Below are 12,802 nucleotides of genomic sequence, written 5' to 3'. Positions count from 1 at the left end.
TTACGCGATGATTAGGGCTTTGAACAAACTTACTGGGCTAGGCATGCCTGTAACTTACCGTGTAGTTTGATATTTAGACGATTATGAGGGGCTTTGTTCGCTGAATCGATTTAGGAAACAAAGCCATAACCTACGCCAATCAATCCTTTTGCACTGTAGCGGGATATACCCTCAATGAGATGTTGGGGCAACCCCACAATATGGTGCGTCACCCCGATATGCCCCCTCAAGCGTTTGAAGACCTCTGGAAAACCATTCGTAAAGGTGAGCCTTGGAAAGGCATTGTTAAAAACCGCTGCGCCAATGGTGACCATTATTGGGTTGATGCTTATGTATCTCCCATTGTTATTAATGGCCAGGTGGCGGAGTTTCAGTCGGTACGGACTAAACCCAGCCGCGAACAGATCAACAGAGCAGAGACGGCCTACGCCGAGTTAAATAAAAGCGGCCATGTTAACGCATTAAAGCGAATCTTGGATATGCCAACTAAGTTGGCGCTTTTAGTGTTTGTGGCTTTGTTGCCCATGCTGTACTTGGCGCTGCAAGTGGGAGTGGTAGGATTTATGGCGCTAGCCATCAGTGCCTTAGTGCTGTTTATTGGCGGTAATTTGATTTTAGGTCGGTATCGGACTTTGGTCGCCAAGGCGAAGAAAATCTACGATAACCCTTTAATGGCATATATCTACACTGGACAATCCGATGATGTTGGCGCGATAGAGCTTGCACTGCAAATGCAAAACTCAGAGTTAAAATCTGTGCTAGGTCGTGCCCGTGATTCCTGCGATAAGGTGACTCAAGAAGCTAAAGTATCAGCGGCAAAAGGCGAAGAAATTCAAAATACAAGCCAGTCACAGCTTTCTGAGATCGAGCAAGTAGCAACTGCAATGCAGCAAATGACAGCAACCCTTGGTGATATGTCTTCTAACTGTGCCGATGCGGCGAGCGCTTCACAGATGGCATCAGAGCAAACAATCAACGGCGATAAAACTGTGCTGAGTACGATTCAATCTATTCAGGCCATGGCGCAACAGTTGCACGAAACCTCGAAAGTTATCAGCGAATTAGAAGGGCATAGTAAAGATATTGGTAGGGTGCTGGATGTCATTCAAAGCATTGCAGAGCAAACAAACCTATTGGCATTAAATGCCGCCATTGAAGCTGCACGGGCAGGGGAGCAAGGACGTGGTTTTGCGGTTGTTGCCGATGAGGTGCGGGCCCTCGCGAAACGCACTCACGATGCCACCAAAGAAATTCACAGTATGATTAATTTGTTACAGCAGGGCACGAATAAAGCCGTGCGCAGTATGCATGAAGGGGTTGAAGCTGCCTCTGAATGCATTACAACGGCAGATTTAGCCGGTGCGGCGCTGCGTACCATACGTGAGGCCATAGTGACCATTACCGATATGAATCACCATATTGCCAGTGCGGTGGAAGAGCAATCGAGTGTGGCAAATGAGATGAACCGAAGCGTGGTTAATGTGTCACAGTTTACCCATTCCAGCCACCAACTCGGCTGTGAAATGGTTGACCTCAATGATGAAGTGATTAGCGAAATGGATTCCCATACCGTGTTGGTTGGGCAGTTTTTAAAACGCAGTTTTAAAGTTTAGTATCGTCGCTATCCAAAAGTTTGAATCAAAAGGCAATCAATCTTTGATTGCCTTTTCTTTTCTGCCGTAGGGATTGAGCCTCGATTAATAGCCCTGAGTAAAATCGACCTGATTTTGCAAGGGCTCTGCTGCGATGTAGCGGCGATAGTTGTCGCTAAAAATACGAACGATTTGCTCAGGTTGGCTCGGCGCCGAGATATGGGGCGTGATAATGACGTTTGGCCTCTCCCAAATCGGATGCGTTGCAGGGAGTGGCTCCTGCATGAACACATCGAGAATGGCTTGCTGCGCAGGTTGGGCAATCAGCTGGGCATTGAGGGCATCGAGATCGAGTACATCACCGCGGCCAACATTTACCAAAATAGCATCGGCTTTGAGCTTAGCGAGCATTGACTCATTCAGAAGCTGGCGCGTTTCTGGTGTACTTGGCAGTAAGTTAGTGACCACATCGCTGTGGCTTAAGCATTGTGCGAGCTGTGAGAGCGGCAAAATTACATCAAAGCCTTCGACCTCACGGCCGCTGCGATTTATCCCTGTGACATGCATGCCGAACTGTTTAGCCGTCTTGGCAACATGCTGGGCGATGGAACCTGTGCCTAAGAGTAATAATCGCATCCCTTGTAAACTGGTGCGCGTAGCACTTTGTATTTGCCAAATTTTTTGCCGCTGTTGCGCTTGGTAGAAATGGTGTCCTCGCACGTGGGCGAGCAGATAACCGAATAGATATTCGCTCATTAAGGGGCCGAAAATCCCTTTGATGTTGGTGAGTTGATAATCCTTTCTTGCCCTTGGCCCCATCAGGGCATCAATGCCCGCAAAACTGGATTGCAGCCATTGCAACTGCTTTGCATGCGGCAGTAGTGGCGCGGCAAGTTTGGGCTCGGCAAGCCAGATATCGGCCTGTGCAATATTGGTGGGATTATCATCAAGCAACTCAAGCCCGGGCAACTGCTGCGCCTCAATGAGCTGGCGATATTGTTCATTCGCCTTAGTGAGTAAGAGTAACTTGTGCCCCATGTCGTCTCCCTTTATGCTTGGTTGTCGTTATTTTTCAATATGCTGCTGTCTTGTTTTATTTTTGCAGCGCTATTTAGGTTGAATCTTATGTTTGATCAGTTAGTCGCCATTATTGGCCATTTAGGAAATATGTTGCGTCCTTGGTCCTTCGATATCGCCACGGCCATGGTGGTGTGTTTGATTTTAGTGTTTTCAGCCGATATGAATCGCATCATCAGACGGCATTTAGTTGGTCACTCTTTTATCCTGCGAACCTTGGTTTTTATCATTGTGAATGCCTTTGGTTATGGCCTATTGATCGTTAAAGCTACGCCTTGGGTGGCAAGGCAAATCGTTGCCATGCCATCCCATTGGATGTTTTTGCTGATCGTCGCCATGTTTATTTTTATCGGCTATTGGGCACAGCGAAATAGCCAAGCTTAAGGCGTTAAGTCCGTGAAATGCGGTTATTCGAAATAACCGCGATAGTCTGTATTGGTCGGTTGTGCTAGCGCCTGCATCGCACGATCGGGGTAATTGCTGAAGATGCCATCGACACCAAGTTGCTTAAGTGCATGAATATCATCGCTGTGATCGACGGTGTAAACATAAATCTTAGCACCTCTTTGGTGGGCGTCATCCACTAGAGCTTGGCTGATAAAACTCACATCTAAATGCAAAGAATATGCGTTTAGCTCGCTTACGACCGCTGCGCCATCGAGGGGAATACTGGCGAGCAAGGGCGCCACTAATGCCTGTGGCAGAGCCTGTTTAACTTGCTGTAAATAAGGATGATTAAAGGAGGAAATCAGTAATTGCTCGGTACTGAACCCTAGCTCGGTGATGGCTTTTGGATAAAGTTCGAGGAGTGGCGTTACTGTATTTACGCCTTTAAGTTCAATGTTTACTGTGGCGCGACCTGCGACCAGTTCGAGCACTTGCCAAAGTGTGGGAATGGGTTCGCCTTTAACTGTGACTTGCTCTAGGTAGTCCCTACTTACTAAATGGATAATGCCTTGGCCTGAGCTTTTATTGTCGAGCCTGCGGTCATGAAATACGACTAACTCACCTTCGACATTGTGCACATCCAACTCAATGGCTTTGGTGCCTAATTCAATCGCTTTGGCCATGGCGGCTAAGGTATTTTCCGCCACATAACCGCTGGCACCACGGTGAGCAAAAATAAGCATGTGATTTTTCCTATTAACTGCGGATTATGCCGACCTGATCGCGAGTTTGGTCATTTTTAATATGGATTTCCATTTGCGGATAGGCGAGTTCCAAGTTGTTTTCTTTAAGCTTACGGGTAATACGTTTGTGCAGATCGTGGCGTAGTGGCCAGCGTGCCGACATATCTTTTGCATAGGCTCGTACTTCATAGTCTTGAGTATGTTTACCAAAGCCAGCAAACCACACTTCTGGCTCTGGATTCGGCAACGCATCTTCGCATTCCTGAACAGCTTGATAAAGCGTGGCTTCCACTTTTGCTGGATCCGAATCGCGGGCAACCGACACATAAACAATGACACGGGTAATAGGATCCGACAGCGACCAGTTAATCAATTGCTCGGTAATAAAAGCCTTGTTAGGAATGATAATTTCCTTTCTGTCCCAATCGATAATGGTGGTGGCACGGATCTGGATTTTACTCACAGTCCCGGTGAGATCGCGGATTGTCACCGTATCGCCAATACGCACTGGCTTTTCGAACAGAATAATCAGGCCCGAGATAAAGTTGGCAAAAATCTCCTGCAAACCAAAACCGAGACCCAGTGACAAGGCGGCAATCAACCATTGCAGTTTTGACCATTCCATCCCGAGATTCGAAAAACCAATCAACAGGCCTAAAAACACCACTAAGTAACGACTTACTGTGGTGATGGCAAAGCCAGTACCGGGTGTTAAATCGAGCCGCTGTAGGATCATCAGTTCGAGCAGGCCGGGTAAATTGGTCGCAATCATCAGCGAGAAGCCAACGATGATTAAGCCGAATAACAGCGATTTCATGGTGATGGGGAGCTGCTGCTCGACACCATTGACGCTGGTATTGGTGGTCCAGAGGGTGATGCCATCCAAGAAGGAAAACAGCGCCGTATGGGTTTGCGTCCACAGGCCAATCAAGCTGGCTAAAAACGCCAGTAGCAATAAGGAACGCACCAATCCAAGGGACTGACTCGAAATGGTTTCGAGGTCGACTACGGGTTCTTCGTAGGTATCTAAGCCATCATTGGAGCTATGGTGTGTTTCGCCCTTTTCCCGTTGGGCTAAACGCTCAGCCCGTTTCGCTTTCGCTCGGTCGAAGGCAATGCGGCGGCGCTCAATCAACATCCAACGTTTAATTAATTGATAGAGCAGTAAAAAGCTTAATCCCAATATGATCGATAGCTGTAATTGCAACAGCATTTGGAATGCGGTGAAGTAGTAGCCCCTAAAGGCGAGCACAGCGCTCAGCAGGGGAACAGCGATCAACAATGCCCAGAGCATTTTTTGGATCAGCCGTTTGTTCTTCCCCTCTTTTTCAGCAACGCTATTTTGCCGGCTTAATAGCAAAATATCCTTGTATAACAAGAATAACACTACACAAAAACAAATAAATGCGCCGCGGCCAATGCTGTTGCGGATAAGCGAGGCATCGAGTATTTCGGTAAAGCCCATAATGCCAAGCAAGGGACTGGCGACAAATACAAAGTGTTTGAGCCTGAGCTGGCCTGCCTGAATCAGTTTTGAGGGGCGTTTGAAGTGACCAACCAATACGCCTTTATCTAGAGCAAGAATAAAAATCAATCGATACAATAGGTAAACCAATCCTATTGCTAAAATTCCCATGCCGACCGCTTGCACAAAGTTACGGTCTGATTGATAGAAAATCCATCCTGCTGCCACTATGGGTAGCGGTTTGATTAAGGCATAACCTAGGCTAAGGACTAAGGATTTGAAGGTATAAATAAATTTATCCTGAGTCACATTACCCACATAGGTTGCATAGTTGCCGAGTAATCGATTGAATTTAGGTTTTATTAAATCTTGAACCACTAAACAGAGCACTAGCAGAATGATCCACCATGACCAATAGTCGTTTTGCTCCTGCCAAGCTTTGCTCAGTTGTCCCCATTGTGCCTGTTGGATTAGCCATAGGGCGCTACGTTGAATATCGGTGAGCCAGAGTTTGTTAATGCTCGCGGCATTAGGCACCCAAAATAGATGTTCGTTTAGGGTGTTTTTTAGCGTCAGGTGCTGTTGGCTAAGCTGCTGATAATTCACTTTAAGCTTGCCTAGTTCACTCAAATACTGGTCATAACTCTGCATTAGCTGAGTCAGCAATGCTTGCTGTGAGCGCAGTAGCTTAATCTGCCCCTCATTATAGAGATTGGCTTGTTCGAGTTCTTGTTCGTTGAGTGCCTGCTGTTGCTCTAGGTGATACCTGTCGAGACGCGCATCGGCGATAAGAGTTTGTAGTTTTTCATGGTTTGGCGGTTTGGGTAGCGATTGCAACATCTGCAAAAAGCGTTCGCCAAAGGCGGAGTTCATTTTGACCCAAGTAATTTGCTCTTGGATATTTGCGAGTTGCTTGGCTTGGGATTGATATTGGAGCTCAGCCTGTTCTTGCTGCTCTACCACGTTATTGATTTGCAAGGTTAAGGTTTGCAGTTTTTGGCCGTAGATCTGATTGGTATCGGCGATATTGCGTGTAATCGGATCGATGACTTTAGTGGTATCAACTAAATTCTTGGCCAGCGTGGCATCGGTTTGTTGTTGGCGCTGCTTGTTGATCGCCTTATTGATAGTTTCAATAAAGGCTTCTTGCTGGCTCAATTGCTGGCGAACTAACTGTAACTGTAGCTGGGTAAGTTCGATACGCTTTTGGCTACTGGCAAGCTCGGCCTCATGTGTGGCTAGGCTCTGTTCGAAGAAAATCCGCTGTATTTGTTGTAATTCACCCGCTGGCGTATCGATAGGCGCCAATTCCGTTTTTTTATTTTGCAGCACATTTTGTCTTGCATTGGCAATGACGGAAGGCAGTAGATTATGCCGCTGTAGTAGTTCGTTGACTTGATTGCCGAGAGCCGCCTCGCTCTCTTTTAACTCAGATAGGCGTAAATAAGCCATCGAGGCTTGCTGGTTAAGATCTGTTCCTTTATCCAGCTTTAATGGCTTAGTGGCCTCTTTTAAGCCCTGATCGATGACCTTTTTATTTTTTTCAAAATCCAGCTGCGCCTGCTGAAAACTGCTCGCATTGGCCGCCAGTCTGTCAATGTTGTTTTTAAGCTCAACAATTTGATCGTTAATGCTAATATTTTGTTGCTGATTTTGGTTGTTTAGGCCAAGACGCTTGTCCAATTGTAAGGGCGAATTGGCATGGAGAGAAAAAGACAAAAAAGCAATAACGAACAATAAAATACGTGGCATATAGGCAAAAGCAATTAGAGGCGAAAGACGCACTCATCTTAGCCAACTTGGGCCGAGATTGGTATGTTTCAAATGTTCTTTTTTCGCCGTTGTGACTGGTGGGATTGATGGGTTTCAAAGATGGCGGTGGCGACTATGATGGTTCCGCCTATCAAAGTATTTACATTCAGTGCTTCACCTAAAATCAGCAAAGCCAACATGGCCCCATAAAAGGGTTGAAGGCAGGAGACTAGTCCTACTGTTTTAGCACTTAATTGGCGCAATGCCGAGGTGAACAGCGCATGGGGCGCGGCAGTAAACACGACCCCGAGCAGCACAATCAAGCCCCAGGTCTCGAGGGAGATAGTCTGTAACTCGGTTTGATGCCAAGGCATAAGAAACACCGCCGCCACTAAGGTTTGATAAAACATGGCGTGGGGGCCACTATATTGGGAAAAATAGCGTTTTTGCAGTAGGTTACGGGCGGTAAATAACATTGCCGACAGAATACCGATCGCAATTCCTAGAGTCGTGTCGTTACCAAGATTGGCTTCGGGGATCAGCAGTACAACACCTATCAACACGAAAATGCCGCTGATAATATCCATCAGCTTGATTTTATTGCCCGTTAATAATGGCTCGGCAATCACCGTCATCACCGGATAGGTGAAGAAGGCAATCATGCCGATGGCTACCGATGAGAGTTGCATCGCGGCAAAGTAGGTGACCCAGTGTAAGCTGACTATCACACCTAAGCCGATAGCAACTAGATAATCCTGTTTGCTAGCAAGGCTTAAGTATTTACCGCGGAATTTAATGAGTAACGCCAAGACCAAGGCCGCAACCACACATCTTAGGAAGGTAATATCGAGTGCGCTTAAGGGGATTAACTTTGAAAACAACGCTGTGCCGCCAAACATCAGCACAGCTAAGTGTAATTCGATTAATCCCGAAGGTTTACTGGTCTGGCTCAATTGGGTCGCCGTAATTAGTCGGCTGACGCCTGGTTTTTCAGATTAGCAAAGGCTTGACCCATACGCGTCACGGCTTCGGGTTCAACGCCTTCGGCGAAGGTGTCGATAGCATCTTTGGCAAACAGCATGACGACGGTACTGCCAAGCTTGAAGCGACCCATTTCTTCGCCTTTCTCTAAGGTAATCGCGTCAGGGCCTACCGTTGGATATTCCCAAGTGAATACTTGCTTACCGGTTGGCGGCGTAATAGTGCCTGCCCAAACGGTTTCGATGCTCGCCACAATAGTTGCGCCTACTAATACCATAGCCAGTGGGCCAAGCTCGGTTTCAAAAATCGCTACTACACGTTCGTTGCGAGCAAATAGGCCTGGCACATGGCGCGCCGTTAGCGGGTTAACGGAAAACAGCTCACCTGGCACATAGGTCATCTTCGACAGGGTGCCTTTAATCGGCATATGGATGCGGTGATAATCCTTAGGAGCCAGATAAATTGTCGCAAAATCACCACCTTCGAAGCGTTTGGCATCTTCGGCTTGGTCGCCAAGCAAAGTGAGTGAAGAATAGTGATGGCCTTTAGCTTGGAAAATACGCCCATCCTTGATGGGGCCAAGTTGGCTGACGGCGCCATCAACGGGGTGCACCATGATGTTGGCCGCAGTATTAATTGGGCGAATACCAGGCTTAAGTGCACGGGTAAAAAAGTCGTTGAAGCTTTTATAAGCCTCAGGTTCGCTCTGAGCCGCTTCGCTCATATCGATTTTATATTGCTTGATAAACCATTTAATCGCGGCAGTCGTTAATGCGCCAGCTTCGGAAGCGGCAAGTTTACCGACTAAGCGAGATAACAGGTGCTTTGGCAGCATGTACTGCAGCGCAATTTTAACTTTATCCAATTTGTGTTCCTTTCCTTTATGTTGCTCAACTTAGGTTGAGACTTGTTTTGCGTTAATTCTATTCGTTGTGATGGCTTTGTTGTACTCGTTATTCATCGCTTTGGGCGCGAAATTGCCGAGCGTGACGCTGTTCATCAAGGCTTGCGATAATACGATGGTAGTTATTAAAGCGATCTTCACTAATCTTACCCGCTTCGACTGCGGCTTTTAAGGCGCAGCCTGGGTCATCGCCGTGCTTACAATCGCGGAATTTACAGCCACCTAAAAAGTCACGAAATTCGATAAAGCACCAACCGACACGTTGGGCGGGTAAGTGCCAGAGGGCAAATTCGCGCACGCCGGGGGAGTCGATTAAATCACCACCACTGGGTAAATGCAGTAACTTAGCGGTGGTCGTGGTGTGTTGTCCAAGCCCAGAGTTGTCGGAGACATCGCCCACCAGTAGCTCGGCTTCGGGCAGTAAGGCATTGACCAGAGAGGATTTACCCACACCAGACTGGCCAGCAAATACGCTCACTTTATCTTTCAGCAGGGCTTTAATGGTATCTAAGCCTTCGCCTAACTTACTGCTGACCTTATATACTGGATATCCAATGGCTTCGTAGCGCTTTAAGGCTGCATCGATGGCGGGGGCTTCTTCCGGCGTTAACAGATCAATTTTGTTCAAAATGATGATCGGCGGAATATCCGTGTCTTCGGCTGCCACTAAATAGCGGTCAATAATCTGGGTGGTAAAGCTAGGTAATACGGAAGACACAATCAAAATTTGGTCGATATTCGAGGCGATAATTTTCACGCCATCGTATAAATCGGGGCGCGAGAGGGAAGAGCGTCTTGGATGCACTGCTTCCACAATGCCAGCTATACCACTATTTGCTTGGCTTTCAATAGCTAAGCGTACGATCACTTTATCGCCAGTCACTAAACTGCTAATGGTGCGGCGAATGTTGCAGCGCACAATCTGGCCATCTTCGGTTTCAATGTCGGCATGTTGACCAAAGCGGGAGATCACGGTTCCGCTCTGTTCTGGGCCGAGTGAGCTATCCTGTAACTCAGGCGCATTTTTATCACCATTGTCACGATTGAGGCGTTTCTCGTGATTGGCGCGCATACGGCGTAATTGGCCTTGGCTTAGGGGTTTCTTTTTACTCACTGGTTTGTCTTCGTCAATTAGGTGATATTTTGTGTTTGAAAAAAGCAGTATGATACACGCTCTTGAATAAAAAAGCCTGAATTTAGGCTAACTGACATGATAAGGCGCAATTATGGCGGCAGACGCAAATAATCTCATTTGGATCGATCTCGAAATGACTGGGTTAGAACCCGATGTCGATAGGGTCATTGAAATTGCTACCTTAGTAACAGACCAAGAACTCAATATTATCGGTCAGGGGCCAGTGATTGCTATTCATCAATCGGATGAAGTACTGGCGGCCATGGATGATTGGAACCAAAAACATCACGGTGAATCGGGCCTCATCGATAGAGTGCGTGCCAGCCAAGTGAACGAAGCGCAGGCTGTTGCACAAACCATCGCATTTTTAGAGCAATACGTGCCTAAGGGTGCCTCGCCTATGTGTGGTAACAGCGTGGGTCAGGACCGTCGCTTCTTAAATCGTTATATGCGTGAATTGGAGGATTACTTCCATTATCGCAATCTAGACGTAAGCACGGTTAAGGAGCTAGTGAAGCGTTGGAGCCCTGAAACTATGGCCGGTTTCAAAAAGCAAAACACTCATCAAGCGCTGCAAGATATCCAAGAGTCGATCGCTGAATTACAGTATTACCGCAGCAAAGTATTTAAAATTTGACCGATCAGCAGATAAATCTGCAAGAAGGGGTTGCAGCCGCATAAATTTTTCATATAATGCGGCCTCAACTTTTTGATGCGGGCATGATTGTCTAGTCAAATAAGTAAAGGCGACATTAGCTCAGTTGATAAAGGTTAGGAGACGATACCTTTGTGAATGTTGAAGGCAAATGTGGCAGCGATACAAAATGCGACATTAGCTCAGTTGGTAGAGCGATACCTTGCCAAGGTATAGGTCATCGGTTCGAACCCGATATGTCGCTCCAAATACAAATTTAGTGATTCATCAAGTCATTAAATACAAAATTATGCGACATTAGCTCAGTTGGCAAAGGTGGATAGACGATACCTTTGTGGATGTTGAAGGCAAATTTAGCAGCGATACAAAATGCGACATTAGCTCAGTTGGTAGAGCGATACCTTGCCAAGGTATAGGTCATCGGTTCGAACCCGATATGTCGCTCCAAATACAAATTTAGTGATTCACCAAGTCATTAAATACAAAATTATGCGACATTAGCTCAGTTGGTAGAGCGATACCTTGCCAAGGTATAGGTCATCGGTTCGAACCCGATATGTCGCTCCAATTTCAGACTGTTACAGTCTTAAAATGTAAATGCGACATTAGCTCAGTTGGTAGAGCGATACCTTGCCAAGGTATAGGTCATCGGTTCGAACCCGATATGTCGCTCCAATTTTTTAAATCTCCCCATAATCAAGTACTCAATTAGCATTAGCTCAGTTGTGCTTTTGATATTGCGATACCTTTCTTTTTCAAGGTATAGGTCATCGGTTCGAACCTGATATGTCGCTCCAATTTTTCTCGTCAGTCTCCCCATAAAATCTTCATCATTTCAAACTAAGTTATCGCAACTGACATAGCGCTATTTTACTTTTCTGTACACTTAACATGTCTGTTCCGTTGTTGATTATTCCATGTATTTTTTGAGCACGTTCATCGCTGCAATTTATTAACCTTTGTTTTCGTGGTTATTTTTAATACTAATGCGGTTAAGTGTTGCAGGATTTGCCTGCTCAGCGGCTGTTGTCGATGATGTTTTCTATTTTGTAAAAAATAAAACAGCAAGGTTAATGCGTGATCTGCACCTTGTTTCTTCAAGATTTCCTAAATTAGATGGCGTTGCGAAAGTTAAATTATGACCTTGTTCAAATATTCGTAACGCTTTTACTTACATAATGAATCCAGACAAAGTTAATAGCGCCAAGTAGTTGGCTTAACACTGGAGTGCATTATATGCGTATTCAACAATTACGTGATTTACTTGAGTATGTGGCGAACTGCCGCTTAGATATGGCGCAACTCTATGGCCGACTGAACAATCATGCTGACTCCGCTCGAGTAAAGATGATGCTAGAGTATTTTGAATCTCATCAAAAGCATGTCGCTGAAAAATTGCGTGATTATATGGATGAGGCGCCAGCGAGGGTTCTCGATACTTGGTATAAAGACTTTGTGTTTGAAGATTTTACTAAGCGTTGCCAAGATACCATGTTACCCGCCAATATGAACGAAGATGATGTGTTGAATTTACATCTCGACTTGGAAAATCGTCTGATTGGCTTATTGGAAAAAACCGTCAACTCAACCACCGCTGAAGATGCGCGTGCGGCATTAGAAGGCTTAATTCGAGTTGAGAAAACTCAACAGCAACGATTAGTTCACAGCACTATCCGGATGGACGATATTTAACCTATCGATACCTCATCTGTGTTCGTGTAAACACCGAAAGCCAGCTAAATGCCTGTCTCTCATACACAAATCCCTGAACAATGCTCAGGGATTTTTTTTGAACTCATTCCCCGCATTGTGATCAGATCGTCTAGGGCTAAATATTCGAGGCGATTATGATGAAGATGATGGATCCAGAGCAGTGGGCGCAATGTCAATTTGGGCACGCAAACCTCAACGACCCAAGACGTACACAAAGACTTGTTTCACTGGCTACCTCTATTACCCAACAACCCGGAGTTGCCGTGTCCAGACTTCCCTTATCCCCCGCTGAGATGGAAGGGGCCTACCGATTTATCCGCAATGAGAATATTCAAGCCAGTGATATTGCTGAAGCGGGTTTTCAAGCCACCGCGCAGCAAGCTCGAGAGCATGACATC

The 12,802-nt window shown here is 46.2% G+C and carries 10 protein-coding genes, 4 tRNA genes and 1 pseudogene; 9 read left to right on the top strand and 6 right to left on the bottom strand.

What is annotated here, in order from left to right:
* Positions 1 to 125 precede the first annotated feature (125 nt).
* A pseudogene (locus tag IEY09_RS19980) lies at positions 126 to 1,613 on the top strand (methyl-accepting chemotaxis protein); the annotation flags it as partial.
* An 84-nt stretch (positions 1,614 to 1,697) separates the two neighbouring features.
* On the opposite strand, the gene IEY09_RS19975 reads toward IEY09_RS19980, so the two are convergent.
* Positions 1,698 to 2,630, bottom strand: coding sequence for a D-2-hydroxyacid dehydrogenase (locus IEY09_RS19975; protein ID WP_188872389.1), 933 nt, complete (start codon positions 2,628 to 2,630; stop codon positions 1,698 to 1,700).
* Positions 2,631 to 2,717: 87 nt separating this feature from the next.
* Here IEY09_RS19975 and IEY09_RS19970 point away from each other — a divergent pair, with 87 nt between their 5' ends.
* Entirely contained in the window at positions 2,718 to 3,053 is a 336-nt protein-coding gene (locus IEY09_RS19970; RefSeq protein WP_037414115.1) for a DUF3392 domain-containing protein, read from the top strand.
* Between the two features lie 23 nt (positions 3,054 to 3,076).
* On the opposite strand, the gene IEY09_RS19965 is transcribed toward IEY09_RS19970, so the two are convergent.
* The 5 genes from IEY09_RS19965 to rsgA form a co-directional block, all read right to left on the bottom strand.
* Positions 3,077 to 3,799 (bottom strand): glycerophosphodiester phosphodiesterase, encoded by a 723-nt coding sequence (locus IEY09_RS19965; protein WP_188872387.1) that lies wholly within the window; start codon positions 3,797 to 3,799, stop codon positions 3,077 to 3,079.
* 13 nt (positions 3,800 to 3,812) lie between these two features.
* Positions 3,813 to 7,016: a mechanosensitive ion channel domain-containing protein gene (locus tag IEY09_RS19960; protein ID WP_188872393.1), complete on the bottom strand. Its 3,204-nt coding sequence runs from the start codon at positions 7,014 to 7,016 to the stop codon at positions 3,813 to 3,815.
* Positions 7,017 to 7,084: 68 nt separating this feature from the next.
* Positions 7,085 to 7,969 (bottom strand): DMT family transporter, encoded by an 885-nt coding sequence (locus IEY09_RS19955; protein WP_088586178.1) that lies wholly within the window; start codon positions 7,967 to 7,969, stop codon positions 7,085 to 7,087.
* Between the two features lie 14 nt (positions 7,970 to 7,983).
* A complete protein-coding gene (gene asd / locus IEY09_RS19950) occupies positions 7,984 to 8,862 on the bottom strand; it encodes an archaetidylserine decarboxylase (protein ID WP_055646843.1) in 879 nt (292 codons plus the stop codon).
* A gap of 88 nt (positions 8,863 to 8,950) precedes the next feature.
* Positions 8,951 to 10,015, bottom strand: a complete 1,065-nt coding sequence (gene rsgA / locus IEY09_RS19945) for a small ribosomal subunit biogenesis GTPase RsgA (protein ID WP_172589834.1) — start codon at positions 10,013 to 10,015, stop codon at positions 8,951 to 8,953.
* A gap of 112 nt (positions 10,016 to 10,127) precedes the next feature.
* On the opposite strand from rsgA, the gene orn reads away from it, so the two are divergent.
* The 7 genes from orn to IEY09_RS19910 all read left to right on the top strand — a co-directional run.
* Entirely contained in the window at positions 10,128 to 10,673 is a 546-nt protein-coding gene (gene orn, locus IEY09_RS19940) for an oligoribonuclease (RefSeq protein ID WP_011621392.1), read from the top strand.
* Positions 10,674 to 10,862: 189 nt separating this feature from the next.
* A tRNA-Gly gene (locus IEY09_RS19935) sits at positions 10,863 to 10,938 on the top strand.
* A gap of 124 nt (positions 10,939 to 11,062) precedes the next feature.
* Positions 11,063 to 11,138: transfer RNA gene (locus IEY09_RS19930), tRNA-Gly, on the top strand.
* 44 nt (positions 11,139 to 11,182) lie between these two features.
* A tRNA-Gly gene (locus tag IEY09_RS19925) sits at positions 11,183 to 11,258 on the top strand.
* A 32-nt stretch (positions 11,259 to 11,290) separates the two neighbouring features.
* Positions 11,291 to 11,366, top strand: a tRNA-Gly gene (locus tag IEY09_RS19920).
* Positions 11,367 to 11,927: 561 nt separating this feature from the next.
* Positions 11,928 to 12,383 (top strand): ferritin family protein, encoded by a 456-nt coding sequence (locus IEY09_RS19915; RefSeq protein ID WP_037426974.1) that lies wholly within the window; start codon positions 11,928 to 11,930, stop codon positions 12,381 to 12,383.
* Between the two features lie 167 nt (positions 12,384 to 12,550).
* Positions 12,551 to 12,802: IS4/Tn5 family transposase DNA-binding protein (locus IEY09_RS19910; RefSeq protein ID WP_188872391.1), on the top strand; the 252-nt coding region annotated here is incomplete at its 3' end.

The organism is Shewanella xiamenensis (assembly GCF_014647135.1).
In the GTDB taxonomy this organism is placed as follows: domain Bacteria; phylum Pseudomonadota; class Gammaproteobacteria; order Enterobacterales; family Shewanellaceae; genus Shewanella; species Shewanella xiamenensis.
The sequence above is the reverse complement of the archived record's forward strand: the minus strand, read 5'-3'. Positions and strand labels throughout refer to the sequence as shown.